At 63.9% G+C, this 24,604-nt stretch carries 20 protein-coding genes; 8 read left to right on the top strand and 12 right to left on the bottom strand.

Translation table 11 applies throughout. The annotated features are described in order from the left end of the window. Nucleotides 1-3: 3 nt before the first annotated feature. Nucleotides 4-1,380, bottom strand: a complete 1,377-nt coding sequence (locus tag ACT6QG_RS13770) for a V-type ATP synthase subunit B (RefSeq protein WP_444978133.1) — start codon at nucleotides 1,378-1,380, stop codon at nucleotides 4-6. Nucleotides 1,381-1,874: 494 nt separating this feature from the next. Between ACT6QG_RS13770 and fabI the strand changes: the two genes are divergently transcribed. The 5 genes from fabI (at nucleotide 1,875) to ACT6QG_RS13745 (ending at nucleotide 6,762) form a co-directional block, all read left to right on the top strand. Next, complete coding sequence (gene fabI / locus ACT6QG_RS13765; RefSeq protein WP_444978132.1) at nucleotides 1,875-2,639, top strand: enoyl-ACP reductase FabI; 765 nt, start codon at nucleotides 1,875-1,877, stop codon at nucleotides 2,637-2,639. 159 nt (nucleotides 2,640-2,798) lie between these two features. Beyond that, nucleotides 2,799-4,187, top strand: a complete 1,389-nt coding sequence (locus ACT6QG_RS13760; RefSeq protein ID WP_444978131.1) for a bifunctional enoyl-CoA hydratase/phosphate acetyltransferase — start codon at nucleotides 2,799-2,801, stop codon at nucleotides 4,185-4,187. A gap of 14 nt (nucleotides 4,188-4,201) precedes the next feature. Then, on the top strand, nucleotides 4,202-5,407 hold the full coding sequence (locus ACT6QG_RS13755) for an acetate/propionate family kinase (protein ID WP_444978130.1): 1,206 nt from the start codon (nucleotides 4,202-4,204) through the stop codon (nucleotides 5,405-5,407). An 18-nt stretch (nucleotides 5,408-5,425) separates the two neighbouring features. Next, the gene (locus ACT6QG_RS13750; protein WP_444978129.1) at nucleotides 5,426-6,079 is read left to right on the top strand and encodes a CoA transferase subunit A; all 654 of its coding nucleotides are present in this window, start codon (nucleotides 5,426-5,428) and stop codon (nucleotides 6,077-6,079) included. 32 nt (nucleotides 6,080-6,111) lie between these two features. Then, complete coding sequence (locus tag ACT6QG_RS13745; RefSeq protein ID WP_444978297.1) at nucleotides 6,112-6,762, top strand: 3-oxoacid CoA-transferase subunit B; 651 nt, start codon at nucleotides 6,112-6,114, stop codon at nucleotides 6,760-6,762. 152 nt (nucleotides 6,763-6,914) lie between these two features. On the opposite strand, the gene ACT6QG_RS13740 is transcribed toward ACT6QG_RS13745, so the two are convergent. The 6 genes from ACT6QG_RS13740 to ACT6QG_RS13715 form a co-directional block, all read right to left on the bottom strand. Next, entirely contained in the window at nucleotides 6,915-8,849 is a 1,935-nt protein-coding gene (locus ACT6QG_RS13740; protein ID WP_444978128.1) for a BatD family protein, read from the bottom strand. A gap of 70 nt (nucleotides 8,850-8,919) precedes the next feature. Beyond that, nucleotides 8,920-11,052 carry a vWA domain-containing protein gene (locus ACT6QG_RS13735; RefSeq protein ID WP_444978127.1) on the bottom strand — a complete coding sequence of 711 codons (2,133 nt, stop codon included), beginning with the start codon at nucleotides 11,050-11,052 and terminating at the stop codon, nucleotides 8,920-8,922. Beyond that, a complete protein-coding gene (locus tag ACT6QG_RS13730) occupies nucleotides 11,049-12,059 on the bottom strand; it encodes a vWA domain-containing protein (protein ID WP_444978126.1) in 1,011 nt (336 codons plus the stop codon). Before ACT6QG_RS13730 ends, ACT6QG_RS13735 begins: the two co-directional genes overlap by 4 nt. Beyond that, nucleotides 12,056-12,574 (bottom strand): DUF4381 domain-containing protein, encoded by a 519-nt coding sequence (locus ACT6QG_RS13725; RefSeq protein WP_444978125.1) that lies wholly within the window; start codon nucleotides 12,572-12,574, stop codon nucleotides 12,056-12,058. Before ACT6QG_RS13725 ends, ACT6QG_RS13730 begins: the two co-directional genes overlap by 4 nt. Next, nucleotides 12,574-13,572 carry a DUF58 domain-containing protein gene (locus tag ACT6QG_RS13720; RefSeq protein WP_444978124.1) on the bottom strand — a complete coding sequence of 333 codons (999 nt, stop codon included), beginning with the start codon at nucleotides 13,570-13,572 and terminating at the stop codon, nucleotides 12,574-12,576. Before ACT6QG_RS13720 ends, ACT6QG_RS13725 begins: the two co-directional genes overlap by 1 nt. An 18-nt stretch (nucleotides 13,573-13,590) precedes the next feature. Then, nucleotides 13,591-14,637 carry an AAA family ATPase gene (locus tag ACT6QG_RS13715; protein WP_444978123.1) on the bottom strand — a complete coding sequence of 349 codons (1,047 nt, stop codon included), beginning with the start codon at nucleotides 14,635-14,637 and terminating at the stop codon, nucleotides 13,591-13,593. Nucleotides 14,638-15,017: 380 nt separating this feature from the next. Here ACT6QG_RS13715 and ACT6QG_RS13710 point away from each other — a divergent pair, with 380 nt between their 5' ends. Next, nucleotides 15,018-16,256, top strand: coding sequence for a DUF2778 domain-containing protein (locus ACT6QG_RS13710; protein WP_444978122.1), 1,239 nt, complete (start codon nucleotides 15,018-15,020; stop codon nucleotides 16,254-16,256). 95 nt (nucleotides 16,257-16,351) lie between these two features. On the opposite strand, the gene ACT6QG_RS13705 is transcribed toward ACT6QG_RS13710, so the two are convergent. Together ACT6QG_RS13705 and ACT6QG_RS13700 are read right to left on the bottom strand one after the other, a co-directional pair. Continuing rightward, entirely contained in the window at nucleotides 16,352-17,446 is a 1,095-nt protein-coding gene (locus ACT6QG_RS13705; RefSeq protein ID WP_444978121.1) for a hypothetical protein, read from the bottom strand. A gap of 51 nt (nucleotides 17,447-17,497) precedes the next feature. After that, nucleotides 17,498-18,946, bottom strand: a complete 1,449-nt coding sequence (locus tag ACT6QG_RS13700) for an FAD-binding oxidoreductase (RefSeq protein ID WP_444978120.1) — start codon at nucleotides 18,944-18,946, stop codon at nucleotides 17,498-17,500. A 146-nt stretch (nucleotides 18,947-19,092) separates the two neighbouring features. On the opposite strand from ACT6QG_RS13700, the gene rimM reads away from it, so the two are divergent. Then, nucleotides 19,093-19,671 (top strand): ribosome maturation factor RimM, encoded by a 579-nt coding sequence (gene rimM, locus ACT6QG_RS13695; RefSeq protein ID WP_444978119.1) that lies wholly within the window; start codon nucleotides 19,093-19,095, stop codon nucleotides 19,669-19,671. A 122-nt stretch (nucleotides 19,672-19,793) separates the two neighbouring features. On the opposite strand, the gene ahcY is transcribed toward rimM, so the two are convergent. Next, the gene (gene ahcY, locus ACT6QG_RS13690) at nucleotides 19,794-21,191 is read right to left on the bottom strand and encodes an adenosylhomocysteinase (protein ID WP_444978118.1); all 1,398 of its coding nucleotides are present in this window, start codon (nucleotides 21,189-21,191) and stop codon (nucleotides 19,794-19,796) included. 550 nt (nucleotides 21,192-21,741) lie between these two features. Here ahcY and ACT6QG_RS13685 point away from each other — a divergent pair. Continuing rightward, the gene (locus ACT6QG_RS13685; RefSeq protein ID WP_444978117.1) at nucleotides 21,742-22,335 is read left to right on the top strand and encodes a CarD family transcriptional regulator; all 594 of its coding nucleotides are present in this window, start codon (nucleotides 21,742-21,744) and stop codon (nucleotides 22,333-22,335) included. A 91-nt stretch (nucleotides 22,336-22,426) separates the two neighbouring features. Here ACT6QG_RS13685 and ACT6QG_RS13680 read toward each other — a convergent pair whose 3' ends face one another. Next, the gene (locus ACT6QG_RS13680) at nucleotides 22,427-22,783 is read right to left on the bottom strand and encodes a hypothetical protein (RefSeq protein ID WP_444978116.1); all 357 of its coding nucleotides are present in this window, start codon (nucleotides 22,781-22,783) and stop codon (nucleotides 22,427-22,429) included. 169 nt (nucleotides 22,784-22,952) lie between these two features. Further along, nucleotides 22,953-24,596 (bottom strand): gamma-glutamyltransferase family protein, encoded by a 1,644-nt coding sequence (locus tag ACT6QG_RS13675; RefSeq protein ID WP_444978115.1) that lies wholly within the window; start codon nucleotides 24,594-24,596, stop codon nucleotides 22,953-22,955. Nucleotides 24,597-24,604: the final 8 nt, after the last annotated feature.

Genomic DNA, 24,604 nt, shown 5'->3' with positions numbered 1-24,604 from the left:
CGCTCAGCTTTCTGATGCGGGATAGTATTTCTCAAGCAGATTCTGCCGGATGAGAAGTTCTTCCGGCCCGAAACATTCCGCCATGGTCTTCCAGCCAAGGTCCAGCGCATCTTCCAGCGCGAGATTGGCGCCGATATCCATGAAGCGGGTCTTGAACAGGGCGCCATAGCGCAGCAGCCGGCGGTCATAATCGGAAAGCTCGAACGCCATGGCCTGCTTGCGCTCGGCATCGCGCGCCTCGGCATAAAGGCGGATCATGGTGTTCATCACGGCCGAATGATCGTCCCGCGTTTCCTTGCCGATCACATGCTGCTTGAGGCGCGAGAGGGAGCCGAACGGGTCAATAAAGCCGTCGCGCAGGTAGAACTGCCCCTCGGTGATGTAGCCGGTATTGTCCGGCACGGGGTGTGTCACATCGCCGCCCGGCATGGTGGTGACGGTGAGAATGGTGACAGAGCCTGCGCCCTGAAACACCGCCGCCTTCTCATAGCGCCGGGCGAGCTGGGAATAGAGATCCCCCAGATAGCCGCGATTGGAGGGCACGCGCTCCATCGCCACGCCCACTTCCTTCAGCGCATCGGCAAAGGCGGTCATGTCGGTCAGCAGCACGAGAACGCGCTTCTTTTCCTCCACCGCGAAACGCTCGGCCACCGCCAGCGCCATGTCCGGCACCAGCAGGCGCTCCAGCGGCGGGTCGGCCGCCTGATTGACGAACATCACCGTGCGCGCGAACACGCCGGCATCCTCGAAGGTGGAGCGGAAGCGCCAGTAATCATCGAAAGTGAGGCCAAGGCCGCCAAACACCACGATATCGGCATCCGCCTGCACGCCAATGCGCGCGAGCAGGGCGTCATGCGGCTCACCGGCGGTGGAGAAGATGGGGATCTTCTGGCTCTCCACCAGACAGTTGAACACATCGATCATCGGCACATTGGTGCGGATCATGCGGCTGGCCAGCGCACGCCGGGCCGGATTGGCGGAGGGGCCGCCAATATCCACCTGCCGGTCCTGCGCCAGCGAGGGGCCGGCATCCATCACGCTGCCATCGCCGGTGAAGACGCGGCCGAGAATATTGTCTGAAAAGGCCACACGGGGCGGATGGCCCAGAAAACGGGCATGGGTGCGGGTGGACAGGCCCTGTGTGCCGCCGAACACCTGAAGGGATGCCTCGCCTTCCTCCAGCTTCACCACCTGCGCAAGACGCGGGGCGCTAGCCGTGAGGCCGGCAGAATCCTGGCCGCGGTTCTCGTCGAAAACCACGGCGAGATCGCCATAACGGGGCCCTTCGGGGTCATTGCCTGTCTGCTGTGGCAATGCGACGCGCACCACCTCGCCAACAATGGAGAGTATCCGGTCGTACTGGATCGGAATGGTGGACATTCATACTCCCCCAGGAAAGACCTGATCTCCTGAAATGGTGTGGCGGCACAGATCAGGAATGGTCTGTGCCTCAAATCCATGCACAGCGCATGTGGAATGCGCCATTCTGAATATCAAATGTGCTCCGGCGAGAGCATGTGTATGCCACGATTCGCTCTCTATTGTGTGCTGAAACCCTAAAGACAGCCCCGACCCTTGTCCATATGTCGAGGCTGTACAAGGGGATGTGCGCGATCAACATGGCCGTGTGATGGCAGGCGCGCGCTTGACTGGAACCACGCTTGCATTGCCGTCGTGTCATCGTTCTGAAGTGATTGGATGGTTAGAGCATGTTGTGAACTGTGGACATGTTTTGCGTTGTCTTGATCTAGCGCAAGATATTCTTCTGCAAAAAGATGAGGCAGGAGAGATTTTGCGTATTTACGCACTTTCGCGTTGCATCAGGCTCTTCCGTGTTTAAGATGCCGGAACAGTCTAGCCTGGGGGAGGCTGTCATGTTTTCGCTCAAAGGTCAGAAGGCCCTTGTCGTCGGGGTCGCGAATGAACACTCGATTGCATGGGGCTGTGCCCGTGCCCTGCGTGAGCAGGGGGCAGATCTTGCAATCACCTATCTGAACGAGAAGGCCGAACAGTTCGTCCGCCCTCTGGCGGAAGAGATCGGGGCGGAAATCATCGCCCCTCTTGATGTGTCCGAAGACGCGGAGATGGATGCCCTCTTCGCGCAGATTTCGGAAAAGTGGGGGCGGCTGGATACACTTCTCCATGCCATCGCCTTCTGCCCGGCCGAGGACCTGCACGGTCGTGTCGTCGATTGCTCCCGCAAGGGTTTCGCAACCGCCATGGACATCTCCGTCCACTCCTTCATGCGCATGGTGCGGCGGGCCGAACCGCTGATGGCCAATGGCGGCTCCTGCCTCACCGTTTCCTATTATGGCTCGGTGCGGGTGATGGAGAACTACAATGTCATGGGCCCGGTGAAGGCCGCGCTCGAATCCACGGTGCGCTACATGGCCGCCGAGCTGGGGGACAAGGACATCTCGGTCAATGCCCTCTCTCCCGGGCCGATGAAGACCCGCGCCGCCTCGGGTATCGCTGAATTCGACAAGATGATGGATGATGTGGCCGAGCGCGCGCCCACACATCAGCTCACCAAGCTTGAGGATGTCGGCGCCTATGCCGCTTTCCTTGCCAGCCCTTCCGCCCGCAATGTCACCGGCTGTGTGCACATGATCGACGGCGGTTTCCATATCATGGGCTGAAGCTTTTCTAAATATCGCGATGAAACACGGGTGAGGGTTCCCCGCTTCCGCTGTTCTGTATAAGTGGAAGCGGGTTTCCCATGGACGGATCGTCTGGCGTTTATTGCCGGGAAATCCGACCCTCACCTTGTTGCAGATCCAGATTAAGGCAGGGTATTCATGATCCGAGAGAACAAGACATTCGATGAGCTCAAGCCGGGTGACAGCGCTGAACTCAAGCGCACCTGCACGACGGATGACCTGATCGTCTTCGCCAATGTTTCCGGCAACCACAACCCCATGCACCTGCCGCATCACGATATTGATGGCGACGGCAAGGAGGATGAGGTTGTCGCCCCGTCCATGTGGATCGGCTCGCTCATCTCCGCGGTTCTGGGCAATATTCTTCCCGGCCCCGGCACGCTCTATCGCCGGCAGGAACTGCGCTTCAAGGACCGCGCCCGGGCCGGTGACGACCTGATCGCACGCGTCACGGTTCTGTCCAAGAATGACGATGGCAGTGTGCGTCTGGGCACCGAAGTGCGCCGCGCGGCGGACAATGTGCTGGTGCTGGAAGGCGAGGCGGAGGTTCTGGCCCCGCGCGCCAAGTTCCAGTTCGAGGAGCAGGACCTTCCCGGCCTGGTGGTGCAGCGCCATCGCCATTTCGACAAGCTTCTGGAAACGGCGGAGAAGCTGCCGCCCATCTCCGTGGCCGTGGTTTCCCCGGAAGAGGCCAATTCGCTCGGCGGCGCGCTGCTGGGCACGAAGGCCAGGCTCATCACCCCCATCCTCGTCGGCCACAAGGACAAGATTCTCGCCGCCGCCAAGGAGCTGGGCGAGAGCCTGGACGGGATCGAGATCATCGACGCCCCCAATGACACCGCGGCCGCCAATGCGGCTGTCGATCTGGTGGCGGATGGTCGCGCCCATGCGCTGATGAAGGGCCATCTGCATACGGATGTGCTGCTGAAGGCCGCCCTGCGCAAGGAACGCGGCCTGCGCATCGGCCGTCGCTTCACCCATATCTTCGTCATGGATGTGCCCGGCGTCGCCCATCCGCTGCTGGTGACCGATGCGGCCGTGAATATAGCGCCCGACCTGCCCACCAAGGTGGACATCGTGCAGAACGCGATTGATCTTGCCCATTCGCTGGGCATGGACAATCCCAAGGTGGGCGTGCTGTCCGCCGTGGAAACGGTGAACCCGGCCATTCCCTCATCCGTCGATGCGGCACTGCTCTCCAAGATGAACGAGCGCGGGCAGATTCAGGGGGGCATCGTGGATGGCCCGCTGGCCATGGACAATGCCATCAACATCACCGCCGCCCGCATCAAGGGCATTGTTTCGCCGGTGGCGGGGCAGGCCGAGGTGCTGGTGGTGCCGGATCTGGATGCCGGCAACATGCTGGCCAAGCAGCTCACCTTCATCTCCGGCGCCGAGGCTGCCGGCATCGTGATGGGCGCCAAGGTGCCGATCATCCTGACCTCGCGCGCGGACAGCGACAAGTCCCGCCTCGCATCCTGCGCGGTGGCGCTGGTTCATCAGGCCCGTGTCTCCGGCAAGATCTGAGTGGAGTTGAAGACATGACGATTCCCGTCACGCTGACCCTGAATGCCGGGTCATCCTCGCTGAAATTCTCCATGTACAATATCGCCGGTGATGGCGAGCCCCAGCTGATGGCTATGGGCGAGGTGGAGAAGATCGGCAGCCAGCCGCGCCTGAAGACCCAGGTCGGCGTCAAGGGCGCCGAGGTCACGCGCGATCTGGCCGCGGCCGAGGCCAAGGACCACTCCTCCGCGCTGAACACCGCGCTGGGACTGCTGCGCGAAAAGTTCCCGGAGGCCCAGGCCTCCGTGGTCGGCCACCGTGTGGTGCATGGTGGCCCCCACTTCACCGAGGCGGTGGTGATCGACGACGCCATTCTTGAGGAACTGCGTCGCCTTTCCCCGCTCGCCCCGCTGCACGAGCCGCACAACATCGCCGGTGTCGAGGCCGCCAAGGTCCATTTCCCCGATGCCCTGCAGGTGGCCTGCTTCGATACCGCCTTCCATCGTCGTCATCCCAAGGTGAACGACATGTTCGCCATTCCGCGCGAATATTATGAGAAGGGCGTGCGCCGCTACGGTTTCCACGGCCTGAGCTATGAATATATCTCTGGCGAGCTGAAGGAAATCGCCCCCCTGCTGCATGCCGGGCGGGTCGTTGTGGCGCATCTGGGCAATGGCGCCTCCATGTGCGCCATTCTCAATGGCCGCTCTGTCGCCTCCACCATGGGCTTCACCCCGCTGGATGGCCTGCCCATGGGCACGCGCTGCGGACAGATCGACCCCGGAGTCATCTTCTACCTCCTGCAGCAGGAAGGGCTGAGCGTTGATGACGTGCGCAAGATGCTCTATGACAAGTCCGGCCTGCTGGGGCTTTCCGGCCTTTCCAACGACATGCGCGTGCTGCTGAATGCGCAGGTGCCGGAAGCACATGAGGCGATCGACTATTTCGTGTTCCGCATCCGTCGCGAGCTGGGCGGTCTGGCGGCAACGCTGGGCGGCGTGGATGCCCTCGTCTTCTGCGGTGGTATCGGTGAGAATGCGGTCGAGATCCGCCGGCGTATCTGCGAGGATCTGTCCTGGATCGGCATCGAGGTCGACACCAACAAGAACGAGAGCAATGCGCTGGTTATCAGCACCGAGTTCAGCCGCACGCGTGTCATGGTCATTCCGACCAATGAAGAGCTGGTGATTGCCCGCGCCGCCAAGCGGCTTCTGGCCGAACACCAGCAGAAGAAAGCCTGAGGGGGGAGAAAAGCTTTCATGAAAAAGGCAATCAAGGCCGAAGAGGCCGCCGCGCTTATTCCCGATGGCGCCAGCCTGATGATCGGCGGTTTCATGACCGTTGGCAGTCCTTTCCGCCTCATCGATGCGCTCGTGGCGCGCGGTGCGAAGGATCTGACGATCATCGGCAATGATGCCGGCCTGCCGGGCAAGGGCATGGGCGCACTGGTCCATGCCGGTGCGGTGAAAAAGGCCATCATGACCCATATCGGCCTCAACCCCGAGATCCAGGAGAAGATGATCTCCGGCGAGATCGAGGTGGAGCTGGTGCCACAGGGCACGCTGGTGGAGCGCATCCGCGCCGCCGGAATGGGCCTTGGCGGTGTGCTCACCGCCACCGGCATCGGCACGCCGGTGGAAGAGGGCAAGGAAAAGGTGGAAGTGGACGGCAAGACCTATCTGCTGGAAAAGCCGCTGCATGCCGATTTCGCCCTGCTGGCCGCCCATCAGGCGGATTATGTGGGCAATCTCGCTTATGCGCTGACCGCGCGGAACTTCAATCCCTCCATGGCGCTTGCGGGCAAGACCGTGATCGCCGAGCCGGACTTCATCGTGCCCGTGGGCGTCATTCCCCCGGATTCGGTGCACACTCCGGGCGTGCTGGTGGATTACCTTTTGGCGAGGGCTGCGTGATGAGCGAAACCAACAACACCCAGAAGCCCGCAATGAGCGCGAAGGAAATCATCGCCCGCCGCGTTGCGAAGGAACTCAAGTCCGGCATGCTGGTCAATCTTGGCATTGGCCTGCCCTCCATGGTGGCGAACTATCTGCCGCCGGATTCGGATGTGTTCTTTCAGGCGGAAAACGGCCTGATCGGCCTTGGCTCCCGCCCGGTGGAAGGCATGGAAGACCCCTTCCTGACCGATGCCGGCGGCGGTTTTGTCAGCGCCATTCCCGGCGCTGCCTCCATCGACAGCTCCATGAGCTTCAGCCTCATTCGTGGCGGCCATCTGGACATCACGGTTCTGGGCGGCCTGCAGGTGGATGAGCGCGGCTATCTGGCCAACTGGATGGTGCCGGGCCACAAGGTGCCGGGCATGGGCGGGGCGATGGATCTTGTGGCCGGCGCCCGTCAGGTGATCGTGGCCATGGTGCACACCGCCAAGGGCACACCGAAAATCGTCCCCGAATGCAATCTGCCGCTGACAGCCGCGCGACGCGTGTCTCTCATCGTCACCGAGATGGCGGTGATCGAACCGACCGAGGAGGGGCTGGTCCTGCGGGAGCGGGCGCCGGGCGTCTCGGTGGAAGACATCACTGCCGCAACGACAGCAAAGCTGATCGTGAAGGGCGATGTGCCGGAAATGGTGCTCTGAGCTTCAGTCTCTGGTGCCATCTCACCCGGTGAGGATTATGGAACGGGGGCAGGCGACTGCCTCCGTTTTCTTTTGGGCGCTCTTCTTTCACGTCCCGCTGTCCGGTGCGTCTATTACGCCCATGTATCTTGCGCCCATGTACCGGGGCTGTTTCAGCGTGGGTGCGGGTAGAGAGGCGCAAGTCTCGCCCCACCGCCCTGACGGATGCGCTTGCGTACGGGCCTGCGGACCTTGCGCACGGCGGAAAGCAGGGCTTTCCCGCGCCACTGGCCGGGGGAGCCGCCATAAAGATGGGTGCGCAGATCATCCAGCGCCGCGTCGATCCGCCCTGCGTCCAATGCGGAAGCTCTCCATGCCGGCATGTGCGCCGTCTCCATGGCCCGCGCCCATGCCAGATAGGCTGCATGCGCCAATGCGGCATCATGGGCCTTGCATGCCTTTTCCAGTGCCGCGAACGCCTCGGGCTCAGGCCGCGGGGCCGGGGGCGCAGCCTTCGGGCGTGGTGGGGCGGGCGTGGAGGCCGTCCGGCTCCGGCGGCGTTTGCGCCGTGCCACCAGCCACCATGACAGGAGAGCGAACAGGGCCAGAAGGCCGGCCCCTGCCGCCGGCAAATGCCCCAGCACAAGCTGCCAGAGCAGGGTTGCGGTTCCGATGGCCCATACCACCAGCTCCTTCATCAACGGGCTGTCCGGACCGCTGGCGAAAGAGGGCAGGGAGCCGGGTGCCACGGGGGCCGGGCCGGATGGCGTGGCGGCAGCACCGGCCAGCCCTGCGGCTTCCGGCATATCGCCTTCCACCTCGATCGTCACGGCGGGCAGGCGCGCCACTTCCTGCTTGCCGGTATCCAGATTCCACCATTGCACATCAATGGCCGGCAGGGTGTATGTGCCCGGCCGGGTGGGGATGACCGAGATCACCTTCCGCAATTGCGCGCCGAGCTGGCCATCAATCCACGCGGTTTCGGTTTCGCCCTTGTCCTCATACTGGCGCAGGCCGGGCACGGGCGTGAGGGTGAGGGGTGGAAGCTGGTTCGGCGTTGCGCCCTTGGCTTCCAGCGTCAGGGTGCGGGTGAGGGTCTGCCCCACCTTCACCTTGTCGAGCGGGCCGGACCATTCATCATGCAGCATCACGCTGCGGGCGGGCATGAACCAGCCGGTGGCATCGGCCGGGCGCGGCTGCACCTCCACCTTCACCGGAAGGGAGCGCACCGTGATGTTCCGCTCGGGCGGAAGCTGGCCGGTGAAGGTGCCGCGCCCGAGCAGGGCGGCCATGTTTTCATCATTGGGATTGCTGGAGGCAACCCCGGCAACTGTCGCTTCCAGTGTGAGCGGCTGGATCTCGATGGTGCCGGAGCGCTGCGGGCGCATGAGATAGCTCTGCTCCAGCACCCGATAGCGCTTGTTCTTGATGGTTTTGAGAAAATGGCGCTGGTCGCCGTCCGGCACGAAGGTTGCGCCTTCCGCCACCGGCTTTTCCATCGAGCCGCGCATCATGCCAATGCGGTCATAGATGCGGATCGTCACCGGAATGTCGCTCTGGGCGAAGGCCGGGCCCGCGCCGGTGGCCAGCCGCACGAACAGGGGCGTTTCGGGAATGTCATCACTGGCGGCGGCGGGCACCACCTGAATGCGGGAGGGAGGAGAGGTCTGCCCGCCCACGGTGAGCGGGGGAATGGTGAGCGTGCCTTCCCGCTTGGGCAGAAGGGTCATCACCCACTGGTCCAGATGCACCGGGCGGCCATTCTCCATTTCCGCGCGGCTGCTGCGCCGGCGGTCCACCACCTGGAAATTGGTCAGAAGCGGGGTCAGGTCCGGCGGGGAGCGGCCCTGCCCATTGGCAAGGGTGAGCACATAATTGAAGGTCTCGCCCGCGGCGATGACATTGCGGTCCGGCTTGCCTGTGAGCGGCCGTGGCTGGACAGGGGTGCCGGGCGGGGTGGGCAGGCGTTGTGTCTGCGCGCTGGCCGGCTGGGGCAGGGCGGGGGAAAGGCCGAGGCCGGCAAGCCCAAGCCCCAGTGCGCAGAGCATGGCCCGCAGGGCCGGGCTGCGGCGGTGGTGCCCAGAAGGCAGGGCGGGGGAAGGGGCCATGGAGCGCACCGGGCCAGAGCCGGAAGGCCCGCCTTTTCGCAGAGTGATCAAGGCCGGAAGCTGCCACATGTCAGTTCCCCGGCTCGGTGTTGACGCTGAGGCCGGTATAATAGGCGCGGATACGGGCACGCAGCAGGCCGGCCGGGTCATCCGGTACCATCCGCAGCGCCTGCTCGCTGTTCTGGTCCTGCTCGCTCATGGGCTGGGGCTGGGCTCCGCCATTCGGCCCGCCGGCCTCATCCTGCCCGCCAGAACTGTCCGCGCCGCCGCCCTGCGGGGCGGGCTTGTCCGGCTGCCGGCTTTCCGGGGCGCTCTCTTCCGGCTTCTCATCCTGCGGGCTGGCGTCCTGCGGCTGGCCGTCATCGCCATCCGGGCCGGGCTTCTCATCCGGTTCGGGCTTTTGCTGCTGCTGGTCCTTGCCCTCTTCGGGGGCGGGGGCATCAGGCGTATCGCCGGGCTCCATGGGGGCGTCGCGGGAGGGATCGTCCTCCGGCTTGGGGCCGGTGTCATTCTGTGCGCCGGATTTCTGGTCGGGTGCATCGTCCTTGCCGGAGTCCGGCTTGTCCTGCGCGCCGTCACCATCCTCGCCGGGCTTTTTGCCATCAGGCGATTCCTGCTTGCCCGAATCCTGTTCCCTGGGCTGCTGGTCCTGAGGGGTGTCGCCCTGCTGCTGGTCCTTGTCCTGCTGCTGGTTCTGCCCGCCTTGTCCCTGCTGGTCCTGCTGCTGGCTCTCGCCTCCGCCGCCACCGGAGCCGCCACCGCCGCCTCCGCTCTGGTCCTGCTGCTCTTCCTCTTCCTTCTTCAGAAGCTGTTCCACCAGATCGCGGTTGAACAGGGCGTCCTCATTGGTCGGGTCCCTGGCCAGCGCGGCATCATAGGCGGCCAGAGCCTCCTCCAGCCTGCCGGCGCGGGCCAGCGCATTGCCCAGATTATAGTCCGCCCCCTGGGAGGTCTGATAGGCGGATGCGGCCTCCTGAAACTGCCCGGCCCGGTAGAGCGCGCTGGCGCGCCAGTCAGGGTCCTCAAAGCGGCGGGCGGCATTTTCATAATCGCCTTTGGAGAAGGCATCGGCCGCCTGCTGGTCAGGTCGCTTCCACAAATTCTGCCACAGGCCGGGCGGGGGAACCGGAGCTGCATCGCCCGTTTGCTTGTGTTCCTGCGCCTGAACAGGGGGCGCTGCCAGAGGCAGGAGCACGGCCAGCAGCAGCGCGGCCAGCCAGCCGCGCCGGAAGGCCAGCGCACCCAGAAGCAGAACCGGTACGAGCAGAAAGGAGCCCATATCCAGCCATGTATCGGCGGTCATGCCCGTATCCTGAAGCGGATTGTTCGCGGTGGTGGCGACAGGCTGGGCGAAAATGGTGTCGATATCGCGATCATCGATGCTGATGGGGGTAAAAACGCCCTTGCCGGCTTCCGCCACGGCTTTCAGGCCGGCTTCATCCATCGGCGGGGCGGCGGATGCGCCACCGGTCTTGCCCACCGCGATGACGCTGACCTTGTAGCCGGCCTGTTCCACGGCGCGGGCGGCCTGCTGCATGCGCGCGGGGGTATCGCCCGTGCTGTCGGTGATGAGGATGATGCGCCCATGTTTGGCGCCCGCGCCCTGCAACAGGGCCGCCGCCTGCAGAATGCCCTGCTCCGGCCGGTTCGCCCCCTCCGGCATGAGGCTGGTGGACAGTTCCGGCAGCATGGCGGAAATGACGCGGCGATCCTCCGTCAGCGGGGCGGCGACAAAAGGCACATCCGCATAGATGACCAGCCCCACCTGCCCGCCGCGCATATGGTCGAGAATATCCTCGATCTTGTGACGCGCGGCGATGAGGCGGGAGGGTTCCTCATCGCCCGCATCCATGCTGCGGTTGAGATTGAGCACCAGAACGGTGGGATCGAGCTGGTCGAGGGCGGGGGAAGGCAGCTTTTGCCATGTCGGCCCGGCCATGGCGAAGATCGCCAGAACCCAGCCGATCAACAGTGCCGCCACCGGCCAGCGCTGCCCGCTTTGCCGGCCGCGCACGGCCAGATGGCGCAGCAAATGCGGGTCCACCACGCCGGCCCAGTCGCTGCGCCCGCGCCGCATGTGGCGTGCGGCCAGCACGATCAGCACAAGGGCGGGCAGGAGGGCATACAGCCATTCCGGCCGCAGGAAGTGGAAATCCGCCGGCAGCAGGGTGGCGAGGGTGGGCAGGTTCAGGGCCTCCATCATGGCTGCGCCTCCCCGGCACTGGCTCGCCTGCTGCGGGCGGGCCATGCAAGGCGCAGGGCGAAGAGCAGGCTCAGCACCAGCGCCGCCCCCAGCGGCCAGGGAAACAGGCTCACTGTGGGGCGCAGATAGAGCGGCTCGCCGGCCGCCGGCTCCAGCCGGTCGATATCCTGATAGATGGAGGCCAGCCCCCCCGTATCCCGCGCCCGGAAGTAGCGGCCGCCGGTCATGTCGGCAATCTGGGCGAGGGTCTTCTCGTCGAGATCCTCAGGTGCGTTCACCGCCCACATATTGCCGCCGCCTGGGTCCGCGCCCACGCCGATGGTGTAGATCTTCACATGTTCGCGTCGGGCGATTTCGGCGGCCTGAAGAGGGTCCAGCACGCCGGCGGTGTTCGCGCCATCGGTGAGGAGGATGAGCACGCGCTGGTCTTCCGGCCGGTCTCTCAGGGTTTTCACGGCAAGGGCGATGGCATCGCCGATGGCGGTCTCCTGCCCGGTCATGCCAATGGAGGATTCCTTCAGCAGGGCGCGCACCACATTGCGGTCAAAGGTGAGGGGGGCCTGGATATAGGCCCGGCTGCCGAACAGGATGAGGCCCACCCTGTCTCCGCTGCGGCGGGCGATGAAGTCATCCGCCACCGCCTTCACCACGGTCAGCCGGTCGAGCGGAATGCCGCTGACGGAGAAGTCCTGCCGCGCCATGGAGCCGGAAAGGTCCACGGCCATCATCAGGTCCCGCCCTTCCAGCGGAACGGGAACGGGCGCGCCGATATAGGCCGGGCGCGCGGCGGCCAGAACCAGCAGCAGCCAGATGAGCCACATGATGAGGAGCCGCCAGCCTCCGCGCCTGTTCGGGTTCACGCTTACCACGCCCTGCGCCTCCAGCGTGCGGAAGAAGGGCACGCGCAAGGCCCCGGCCTTGCCGGCGCGGGCCTGCGGCAGCAGAAGGCGCGCGAGAAGCGGGAGAGGCAGGAATGCCAGGGCCCAGAGCCATTGGAAGGAGATCATGCGTTGGCCCTGATCCAGCGACGCACGGCCTTGAGCAGTTCATTGCGCAGGGCGGCATCGTCCTTGCCCGCGGCCTCCGGCGTGCGGGGCGGCAGATAGGGCGCGCTGGCGACAAGCTCCGCCAGATGGGGGGCAAGGCCGTGCTTCCCGGCGCCGAGAAAGGCCACCCATGCCGAGCCGGTGAGAGTGGCTTCGCGCGTGCGCTTCCGGCTGACGAGAATGCGGCGGATCAGCTCGGCGGATGCGGCCGCGCTGGCCCGGCTGTCATGCCCCTCCGCCGCATCAAGGGCCTTCAGCGCCTTGTAGGCCAGAGTGCGTCGCCACAGCCATTCGCGTATGCCGAGGATGAGGACCACCAGCAGCACGAGGCCGGCCAGCGCAATCCAGCCCGGCGCGGGGGGCCAGAAGGGCACATCCGGGGGCAGGTGAATGTCCCGCAGCTGGGCGAGCGGGTCATGGTCTCCCTCCAGGGAGAGCGGCACGGGAGCCTGGGGCAGTTTCAGTTCCTGCGCCATCAGGCGGCCCCCCGCCCGCTCACGCCCCGCCCGCCGCGCGGCCGGCCGAGACGCTCCGGATGGAGGATGGCTGCGGGGTCATCCCCCGTGCGCACCGGCAGGAAAGCGATGCCATGCTTGCGGCAGAACAGCTCCAGCCGCCCGCGCCGGGCTGCAAAATGCCGGGCCCATGCTGCTTTCTGGTCTGCCCGCGCCGCATCCAGAACCGCAACGCGCTCGCCATCGCTGATGCGATAATAGCCTCTGGCCGGAAGGCTTTCCTCCAGCGGATCGTGAATGAACAGCGCCGTCACCTGATGCACGGCGGAGAGGCGGCTGAGGGCGAGGGCCGCGGCATCATCGAAATCATCGAAATCGCTGGCGAGGAAGATGAGCGTTCCGGGGCGCGCGGCCATGCGCAGCCGTTCCAGCGCATCGCACAGGGCGGGCTCGGGGGCAGGCGCCTTCACGGGGGCGCGGGGTTTGGCCTCGCTGTCCTCGAAGGCATCCTGTGTGGCTGCGGCCACGCTTTTCAGAAAGTGCAGAATGCGGCGACGGCTGCGTTCCGGCTTGTGCGCCACCAGACGGGTGGGAGAGAGGGTCACCCCGCCCACCCGGTCATTTCCCGCCAGCGCCACCCATGTCAGCAAGGCGGTGACGCGGGCGGAAAGAACGGATTTGAAGCAGTCGCGCGTGCCGAAGCGCATGGCGCGGCGGGCATCGGACAGGAGCAGAACCGGACGCTCGCGCTCTTCCTGAAACAGCTTGGTGTGGGTGCGTCCGGTGCGGGCTGTCACCCGCCAGTCAATGGTGCGGATATCGTCCCCGGGCTGGTAGGCGCGCACCTCGTCAAACTCCATGCCCCGCCCGCGAAAGGCCGAGCGGTGCCCGCCAAACTGGTGGGTGCGCACCTTGCCGCCCGGCGCAAAGCCGCCCAGTCCCTCGCCGGGCTGGAGAGTGATCAGCTCATCAAGACGGGCGACGAGCCCGTAAAGGGAGGAGGGGGAAGGTGCGGCCATGGGGCTTCAGCTGCGCTTTCAGCCCACGGGCACGCGGGAGATGAGGGCATCCAGAAAACTGTCCGTGGTCATTCCATCCGCCTGCGCCTCGAAGGTGAGCAGAACGCGATGGCGCAACACCGGATGGGCGACAGCCTGCACATCTTCCGGCACCACATAATCGCGCCCCTCCAGCCAGGCATGGGCGCGGGCGCAGCGATCCAGCGCGATGGTGCCGCGCGGGCTGGCGCCAAAGCCGACCAGCCCTTCCAGATCCGCCCCGTAAAGGGTGGGCTTGCGGGTGGCGAAGACGAATTGCAGCAGATACTCCTCGACAGCCTCGGACATATAGGTGGCAAGAGCCGCCTGCCGCGCCGCGAAGATGACGGACTGGGGCAGGGCCGCACCGAACTCGACACTCTCGCCATGCGCCTCCCCGCGCACGAGGCGCAGGATCTGCCGTTCGGCGGCAATGTCGGGATAGTCGATCTTCACATGCAGCAGGAAACGGTCGAGCTGGGCCTCGGGCAGGGGATAGGTGCCCTCCTGCTCGATGGGGTTCTGCGTGGCCATGACGAGAAACAGCTGGGGCAGGGCATAGGTGACGCCGCCCACCGTGACCTGCCGTTCGGCCATCGCCTCCAGAAGGGCGGCCTGCACCTTGGCCGGGGCGCGGTTGATTTCGTCCGCCAGAATGAAATTGTGGAACACCGGGCCGGGCTGGAAACGGAAGCTGCCATCTTCCGGGCGATAGATATCGGTGCCGGTCAGATCCGAGGGCAGCAGATCCGGCGTGAACTGGATGCGCTGGTCATCGCAATCAATGGCCCGGGCCAGCGCCTTGATGGCCTTGGTCTTGGCAAGGCCGGGCGCGCCTTCCACCAGCAGGTGCCCATCCGCCAGCACGGCGATGAGCAGCAGTTTCACAAATTCCTCCTGGCCCACAATGGCGCGGTTCATGTGGCTGGCCAGCTTGTGGAATGCCTCCAGCAGCGCGGCAGAGGCCGGGGCATGGGCACCAGGGGGGCGGGCCGCAGGGCTGGAAGGCTGGCCACCCGCGGGGCCTGCATTGGGAAGGGAGGTCATGAAAGGCTGAGATCCAGTTCGGGCCGGCGGAGGAAACCTTGTAACTCAAAAGCTGCGTGCGCTGCACAATGCACCATGCCAGGCATGCATGGCGCGCCTGCGGGGCAGGCCTTTCTATTGGCGTTTCCAAAGTCTAAATTCAATAAAGCATTTACCGGATTGTCGTAACCTGTGATGCAGGAGTTGGGACAACCCCTGATTGGATGGAGAGGATGCCCCCACGCACGGCAAAAAAAAGGCGTGAATGTGGGTTTTCTGCCAAAAAATTGCGGGTTGGCCTCAAAAGTGACGGAATGATTTGAGTTCTGCATGGGGTATGGTTCCGCTGACAGGGCGGGGCGGTGCCCGGGCCGGTCTTGAGCCGGCACGATCATTTGTTCATGAACGGGATCAGGACACAGCGCATGTGGAGCCGCGAGCGGAAAAAGGGAGACAAGCCGGATGCCGGGACGCATCTGGCTGACGATGCCCCTTCCCTCAAAGAGGATCCTGCAGGCTGGGCGCGCGAGGATGGCGAGGATGACGCCAGCCCCCGGCGCAAGGGCCTGCTGTCCCGCATGCTTCCCACAGCGGCCATTGCGGCCGGCGTGCTGGGGCTCGCCATTCTGGCGGCGACACAGGGTGTCGCATGGATCAGCTCCGCGCCGCGGGTTGAGGGTGAGCCCGTGGCCCGGCATGTGGCCGAGACCATTCAGCCCACGGCCATGCCCAGCACCTACAGGCTCGCCAGTGTCGGCGGACATGTGGGCGATGCGTCCATCCTGCCTTCCTCGGGCTGGATGGATGTGGACCCCAACTGGGTCTTGCGCAGTGAAACGTCCGGAGCCGCCACCCGGTTCCAGAGCGCCGCCGATTCCGGTGCGGCCGATCGCCCCCAGACCCATGTGGTGGTGAGCGCGCCCGTTCCCGCGCCAAACCCCATGAGCGCGGCCGAGACCCCGCTTCTCGGCCCCGACATTGCGACAGCCCCCCTGCCGCTCAACCATCCGCTTGCGCGCAGCGAGCGGATGGAGCGTGACAGCGATTCGACACGCATGGCCTCTCTGGGCCCGGCCGGGACGCCCGGCGGGGAGCCTGCGGAGATGCGCGCCGCCCCGAGCGTGCCGGAAGAGGAGGTTCGCCGCCCTCCGCGTCGGCGCGGTGGCATTCCCAGCCATACCGATGTGACGCTGCCATCCCCCGGCGACCGTTATGCCGTGTATGACATTTCCGGCAAGATGGTCTACATGCCCAATGGAGACCGGCTGGAAGCCCATTCCGGCTATGGCGACAAGTTTGATGATCCGCGCTATGTCTCGGTGCGGATGCTGGGCCCCACCCCGCCCAATACCTACCGCCTGACAATGCGTGAGCGCCCGTTCCACGGGGTCGCGGCCCTGCGCATGCACCCCATTGGCAGCGGCAAGATGTATGGGCGCGACGGCTTCCTGACCCACAGCTATCTGATGGGCGCGCGTGGCGATTCCAACGGATGCATCTCGTTCAAGGACTATGACCGTTTCCTGAGTCACTGGAAGCGCGGTGAGATCACCCATATGGTTGTGGTCGCCCGTTTGCCGGACAGCGAAAGGCCGGAGCCCAAGCTGCCGGGCCTGCTCTCCTGGCTGAAGCCGAAGTGATCTTCAGGACATTTGCAGAAACATGAAGAAGGCCGCGCGGATTGTGCGGCCTTTTGCTTTTTTCAGCGCGCTTTTAAGTGTGTCTGTAGAATATCTCAGCTGAACGTATTTTCAGACAGACGAGATGCTATTGTTTCAATGGGTGTGGTCTCCATTAGGTCATTTATTTTTGTGGTGCTCTGGAGGTTGATATATCTATTTCCCATCAGTCCGCCGGAAGATGACTTTCTGAAATTTGTTTCAATGAATTTATCAACTACATAGTATCTTCGATAATCCTTGCAATCCGAAAAACCATGGTCCAGTGCGGATTTGATAGCTCTCAGAATTTTCTTTTTGTTTTCTTCTGTCAGTTGTCCAAAGGATTCGGCTTTAGGATCAACTTCCAGATCGTCGTCCTTGGGGCGAGCGGTAAACCCGCCGACCAGACGTCCTATGTGGCTAACCATTTTATGATGGTAAAGACCCAGAATATGCGCCCTGTACCATTTGGGGCGTCGCAATTCATCTTCAAAGAATACGCCTGTGTCTATGGCCTGCTGAAATGTGCGTCCACTCAAGACTATAGCCATATGCCGGTATTGATCTGGGAGAAGGTTCTGGGATTCCAGGAATGATTCATAATCCTGAACGATATCCTCGAGATCTGGAGTCGATGTCGAAACTTCCTTCAGGTTTTCCATGAGATCAGAATAAGTCAGTGCGAAAAACTTAAGTGTATTTCGCTTGTTCTCATCTGTTTTGTATCCTTGATTAATGTAATATTGCACTTTATCTGCCACATCTGGGCTTATCGGGTGGGCGCTGATGCCGATAAGGTAGGTTGAGCCAGGTGGATGGCCTTGTTTTATGATCGCTTCTGAGTGTTTGATAAGCTGATCAGATGTGAGGCTGCTATTCAGCTTCGCTTCCACATAGATATGTAGTGAATCCTGGGAAATGTATCCATCTGGGACCTGCTTGTTTCTTTTATTTTTCTCCATGTCAGTTTGATGGGACAGTGTTTTCTGTGGTTTGAAATGCAGTCCTACGTTCGGGGATTCCTCCGTAAGGATAGAGGATAGTAGTCTTTCCATGAGGAGTGGAGAGTAGCGATAGACATGTCGAAGCATGAGAAGTGTATTGTTTGTAACGTGGTTCTCTCTTTGTGCATAAGTCTGAAAATAATTTAACTCTGCCATTTTGGTCATCTATTTCCATTTGAAATGGGGAGATACTCTGAACGGTGGGTGTCATCTCCCTCACCGCGCCAGCATCTTGCCCGGATTCATCAGGTCGGCCGGGTCCAGTGCATCCTTCAGCGTCGCCATCAGGGACAGCGCCACGGGTGACTTGTAGCGCACCAGTTCCTCGCGCTTGAGATAGCCGATGCCATGCTCGGCGGAGATGGAGCCCTCCATATCCGCCACCAGATCATGCACAATGCGGTTGAAGTCTTCCCAGCGTGCGAGGAAGGCGGCCTTGTCCATGCCGACAGGCTGGCTGAGATTGAAGTGGATATTGCCATCGCCCATATGGCCGAAGGCGCAGACCCGCAGGCCCGGCATATGCGCCACACAGCATGCGCTGGCCTGTGAGATGAAATCGGCCACACGAGAGACGGGCACCGAAACATCATGCTTGATGGAGCCGCCCTCGCTGCCCTGCGCCTCCGAAAGGCTTTCGCGCAGCTTCCACAGGGCTTCCGCCTGCGCCTCGCTGGCGGCGATGACGGCATCCTGCATCTCGTCCGCCTCAAGGGCCTCGGTGAAAACCTCCTCGGCAAGGGCGGTGAGGTTATCGGTGCGGCGGGTGGTGGTGAGTTCGGCCAGCACATAGAATTCATGCGCTCCGGCCAGCGGGTCCCGCGTGCCGGGAATGTGGCGCAGAACGGTTTCCAGCCCGAAACGCGGCAGGAATTCAAAGCCGGTGAGCGCATCACCCGCCACATCGCGCAGGCGGCGGAACAGGGCGAGGGCGGCATGGGGGCTTGTGAGGCCCACAAAGGCGGTCATCCGGCTGCGCGGGGCCGGGAACAGGCGCAACGATGCGGCGGTGATGATGCCGAGCGTGCCTTCCGCGCCAATGAACAGGTCTTTCAGGTCATAACCCGTATTGTCCTTGCGCAGGCGGGAAAGACCGTTCCAGATGCGGCCATCCGGCAGAACAACCTCAAGGCCGAGCGTCAGCTCGCGCATATTGCCATAGCGCAGCACGGCGGTGCCGCCGGCATTGGTGGAAAGGTTGCCGCCGATGCGACAGCTCCCCTCCGAGGCGATGGACAGGGGAAACAGGCAGCCCTGGCTGGCGGCGGCCTGTTGTACCTGATGAAGCGTGCACCCGGCCTCTGCTGTCAGGGTCAGGTCCAGCGGGTTGATGGCGCGCACCTGATCGAGCCTGTTGAGGCAGAGCAGCAGGGCGCCAAAGGGCACCTGCCCGCCCACAAGGCCGGTATTGCCCCCCTGCGGCACCAGTGCAATGCCCGTCTCCGCGCAGGCGGCGACAATGAAGGCCACCTCTTCAACCGAGCCCGGTTCCAGCATTGCCGGGGTCGCGCCCTGAAAAAGTCCGCGCCGCTCCACCAGATGGGGGGCGAGCGTTTCGGCATCGCGGATGACATGCTTCCCGCCGATCCGGGCGCAGATGCGCTCCAGAAGCGGGGCAAGGCGGGCGGGGTCTGGCAGGGTGGGCCGGGGGGTATGGCTGGACATGGGGGCACAGTGCCGCAAGGCCGGGCGGGCAGCAAGGCCGGTGTGGCGGCGGGGAAGGGCGCCATCATCATTGGCCTTGCGCGCCGGCTGGTCTATAGCGCTCTCAACATGTTCATTCCATCTGATCCGGAGGCCCGGGCCTGTTCATGACCGAGCGCATTCTCGTTGCCCGTATCGGCGCCCCGCACGGGGTGCGTGGCGAGGTTCGCCTTTTCATCTTCACGGAAGATCCCTTCGACCTGCCGGACTATGCGCCGCTGACGGATGAGGCGGGCAAGCGCGTCTTCACCATTGCCGGCCTGCGCGCGGCAAAGGACCATTTCGTGGCGCGTCTGGAAGGTGTGGATGACCGCACGGCCGCCGAGGCGCTCACCAATGTGGATCTGTATCTGCCCCGCACGGCCCTGCCGGAGCCGGAGGATGAGGACACCTTCTATCATGCCGACCTGATCGGCCTGAAGGTGGAGGGCGAGGATGGCGCGCTGCTGGGCAAGGTGGTGGCGCTGCATGATTTCGGGGCGGGTGACGTGCTGGAATACCAGCCTGTGCCCCGCCCCAATCCCGAAGGCCGGCGCCGTGGCAACAAGGGGGGTACGCTGATGGTGCCCTTCACCCGCCTGGCGGTGCCGGTGGTGGATGTTGCCGGGGGGCGCGTGGTGCTCGCCGCCGATTTTGTGGATACGGGTGAAGATGACACCCCGCCCGAGGATGCCGATACCCAGTGAGGGCATCCCCCCTGCACGGTCCTGAATGCAAGAGAACGCCGGCCCGCAAGGACCGGCGTTCTCTTTGAAGCGTCATTGCTGAACATGCGGAGCCGGGCGATGGGAACCGCCCGGCGGGCACATCAGTAGCGGTAGTGCTCGGACTTGAACGGGCCGTTCTGCGGCACGCCGATATAGTCCGCCTGCTCCTTGGAGAGCTGGGTGAGCTTCACGCCGATCTTTTCGAGATGCAGCTTGGCCACCTTCTCATCCAGATGCTTGGGCAGGGTGAACACTTCGCGCGGATAGTGGCCCGGCTTGGTGAACAGCTCGATCTGCGCCAGCGTCTGGTTGGTGAAGGAGGCGCTCATCACGAAGCTCGGGTGGCCGGTGGCGTTGCCGAGATTCACGAGGCGGCCTTCGGAGAGAAGGATGATGCGGCGGCCGGTGGGGAACTCGATCTCGTCCACCTGCGGCTTCACATTGGACCACTTGAAGTTCTTCAGGCCGGCGACCTGAATCTCGCTGTCGAAGTGGCCGATGTTGCACACGATGGCGCGGTCCTTCATGGCCCGCATATGGTCCACGGTGATGACATCGATATTGCCGGTGGTGGTCACGAAGATGTCGGCGCGCGGGGCGGCATCTTCCATGGTGGTGACCTCATAGCCTTCCATCGCGGCCTGGAGCGCGCAGATGGGATCGACCTCGGACACCAGCACGCGGCAGCCGGCATTGCGCAGCGAGGCGGCGGAGCCCTTGCCCACATCGCCGAAGCCGGCAACCATGGCGACCTTGCCGGCCATCATCACGTCGGTGCCGCGGCGGATGCCGTCCACCAGCGACTCGCGGCAGCCATACAGATTGTCGAACTTCGACTTGGTGACGCTGTCATTCACATTGATGGCGGGCCACAGCAGGGTGCCCTTCTTCTGCATCTCGTAGAGACGATGCACGCCCGTGGTGGTTTCTTCCGTCACGCCCTGAATGTTCTTGGCGATCTCGGAGTAGAAGCCGGGCTTTTCCTTCAGGCGGCGCTTGATGGCGGCGAAGAGGACGCTTTCCTCCTCATTGGTCGCCTTTTCGAGGAAGGCGGTGTCGCCCTCTTCGGCGCGCTTGCCCAGATGGATGAGCAGGGTGGCATCGCCGCCATCATCCAGAATCATGTTCGGGGTGCCGCCATCGGCCCACTCGAAGATGCGGTGGGTGTATTCCCAGTAGTCTTCCAGGCTCTCGCCCTTGATGGCGAAGACCGGGGTGCCGGCGGCGGCAATGGCGGCGGCGGCGTGGTCCTGGGTGGAGTAGATGTTGCAGGAGGCCCAGCGCACATCCGCGCCGAGAGCCTGAAGGGTCTCGATCAGCACGCCGGTCTGGATGGTCATGTGCAGCGAGCCGGCAATGCGCGCGCCCTTGAGCGGCTGGGCAGCGCCATATTCCTCGCGGGTAGCCATCAGGCCGGGCATCTCGGTTTCGGCGATGTCCAGTTCCTTGCGGCCCCAGTCGGCAAGGCTGATGTCTTTCACCACATAATCGTTGCTCATGACTTTCTCCGCTCGAGCTGGCCCGCCGGATGATCGATCGCCTGCCGCGCAAGGGATGCGCTGGCTGGCTGGCCGGTGGGGTATGGGGGGGCTTAACATGGCCGGCGTCGCGGGGCAATCGGGATATAAGGAAATGTTTATATCAATTACAGGCGATATGTCGCGCTGCACCATGGGGCGGGCCATGGCGATTCAAAGCCGCAGCATCCTTTGATTTTCAGGAAAATTGTGATATGAAGGGGAGTACAGTCGAATGTCTCCATCACAACTGCATCATGCGTCTTGATATACGCAATCTCGGGGATTGAGGGCGAGAACCTGCGTGTCAGCCTTGTTTTGGCATGACGCGACAGTCAGATGTTGCTTTCGGCTGGAAGAGCGGGCCATCCGGTGTCGCGACGCGATTTGCTACGCGTTGCTACCTCACCTCATGGCCCATGTCCACAGCGCACGGCGCGCGTCATCCCGGTTGCGGTCAGGCCAATGACCAGCAGGGGAGACGCAGCGCCAAAGGTTCGGCCTCCGGGCCGGATCGGGAGTGGTCCAGAGCATGTCGACCAAGAAGAACGCGCAGGCCCGTCTCGGTTTCAAGACGGGTGAGCACATCGTTTATCCCTCTCACGGCGTCGGCCGAATCATGGCCATTGAGGAACAGGAAGTCGCCGGTTTCAAGCTCGAATTGTTCGTCATTTCGTTCGAGAAGGACAAGATGACGCTCCGGGTCCCGCTTCCCAAGATCGCCAGCGTTGGCATGCGGAAACTTTCGGAAACCAACATTGTGGAAAAGTCCCTGGAGACCCTCCAGGGCCGCGCGCGCGTGAAGCGCACCATGTGGAGCCGTCGCGCCCAGGAATATGAAGCCAAGATCAATTCCGGTGATCTTGTCGCCATTTCCGAAGTGGTGCGCGATCTCTACCGCTCCGACACCCAGCCCGAGCAGTCCTATTCCGAGCGCCAGCTCTATGAAGCCGCGCTTGACCGCATGGCCCGCGAGCTTTCCGCCGTGCAGGACCTGACCGAGACCGAGGCCATCAAGCTCATCGAGCAGAACCTGCTCAAGGGCCCGCGCCGCGGCCCGGCCGCCAGCAAGGCCGCCGAAGAGGTCGATACCGATGTGGAGGAGGAAGAGGAAGAGGCCGCGTGAGCCTTCCGGCTCCCTGAAGGCCAGTTCCCTTCCACACAATCAAAAGCCCGGCTCAGGCCGGGCTTTTTCAATGTTGGGGTGTGGGTAGTCTCTACTGTCCCGGCCGCCAGCCATCATTATAGAGGCAGGCCCGCACCAGTGTTTCGCGCGCCTCCGAATTGACATCGCGCGTGCTTGTCACAGGCGGGTTCCACACCTTGTCGCGCCGGCAGATCTGGGTGCCGTTCGGTCCGCCCGGCATGCAGGTTTCCGGCCCGTCGGAATAATAGGCCTGGCGGGAAACATAGGTTTCCTGCCGCACCGGCATCTGCACATAGGCATCGGCCTTGCACTGTTCCATCGCGACATCAAAGTCCTGGGCGGAGGCGCCCGGCTTTGTCATTCGCTCGATGCAGCCGGAAAGAGCCAGCATGCATCCCGCCACGGCAATCATCCTCATCCAGACCATCGGCGCCCCCTTGATGCCTGCTCGTCCGGCCGCGACTGGCCATGGTGTCGCAGGGTCATCTCAGGAGATATGGTTCTTGCTCATGACGCCAGCCTGACAGGCGACAGTTCACCGGAAAATATACTGCCGCCTGCCTGGCAAAGGGCTCACAGGGCCTGCATGCGCAACATCACACCCCTGCAGCGCCGCCATCCGCCCGCGGATCGTGTGCGCCTTCCAGGGTGTTGTCGGGATGGAGCACGACGGCGCCGGCATGGCCCATCGTGTCGCTCCATGTCTCCTCCAGCACCTGCATGGGCTGGCCGGAGCGCCGGAGCCCTTCCAGCACGCTCTCCTCAAAGCCGGATTCCAGACGCAGGGCGAAGGTTTCATCCCCCCATGTGCGCCCCAGCAGCCAGCGGGGCCGGGCAATGGACTGGCCCAGCGGCATGCCGAACATCACATGCCGCGAGAAGACGGCGGATTGGGACTGGGGCTGGCCTTCGCCGCCCATGGTGCCATAGGCGATGATCCGCCCGTCATTGAGCTGCGCCAGCGCCGGGTTCAGCGTGTGGAACGGTACCCAGCCGGGACGCAGGGCGTGGATGCTCTTCTCATCCAGCGAGAAGCTCACGCCGCGATTCTGCATCAGCACGCCGGTTCCCGGAAGCACGCAGCCGGAGCCGAACTCGAAATAGATGGACTGGATATAGGAGACCATGAGCCCCGAGGAATCGGCCGCCCCCAGCCAGATGGTGTCTCCGGGTCTTGCCGGCTGCGGCCAGGGCAGGGCGCGCTCGGGGTCGATGCGCGCCGCCATGCGGTCCAGCGCCTCCGGGGTCAGGTAGGGGGCAAGGTCGACGGGGGCGTGTTCCGGGTCCAGCACCACCTTGTCACGCACCATGAAGGCCTGCTTGGTGGCTTCCACAAGCCCGTGGACATGGGCGAAGCTTTCGGCCTGCTGCACGCCGAGGCGCTCGAACAGCGCCAGAATGATGAGGGAGGCGATGCCCTGCGTGGGCGGCGGCGCATTATAGGCCGTGCCCACCTTGAGCTGCACCTGAAGCGGGGCGCGCCGGACCGCCTTGTAGCGCTCCAGGTCCGCGCGGGTGACCGGACTGCCGATCTGCTCCAGATCTCTGGCGATCTCGCGACCGATGTCGCCGCTGTAGAAATCCTGCAATCCGGTGCGGGCGAGATGCTCCAGCGTGTCGGCCAGGCGATTCTGGCGCAGGATTTCGCCGGGTTGCGGTACTGTCCACTCCTGGTCCGCCTCATCCTTGCGCAGGAACGTTTCCCGGAAGCCGGGGGAGGGGCTGAGGGCGGCCAGATTCTCCCGCGCCAGACGGGAGAAGGAGCGGCTGACGGGGGAGCCTGTCCGGGCATGGTGGATGGCGGCCTCAAGCAGGCGGGGCAGGCTCATGCGTCCGCCATTCGCGCGGGCCGCCTCCAGCGCCAGCGCCCATCCGCCGACCGCACCGGGAACGGTGAGCGCCGAGAGGGGGCCGCGGGCCGGAATGCTCTCCAGTCCCTGATCCCGATAATGGGCGATGGTGGCCCTTGCGCCCGCAAAGCCTGCCGCAGCAATGTGATGCACCTTGCCGGAAGGCTCGCGGATGAGCCAGAATCCATCCCCGCCCAGATGGTTCATATGGGGATAGACCACCGCAATGGTGGCCGCCGCCGCAATGGCTGCCTCCACGGCATTTCCGCCTTCAGCCAGAACATCGCGTCCGGCCTGGGCGGCCAGAATGTGCGGCGCCGCCACCATGCCGCGCCCGGCATGGACGCTTTCATGGTGCAGAATGGCTTCAGAGGCGGGCGGGAAGGTCATGGGGCTCT

The organism is Haloleucobacter ellipsoideus, from assembly GCF_052491725.1.
Note: the sequence above shows the minus strand (reverse complement) of the source record. Positions and strands in the feature narration are given on the sequence as shown.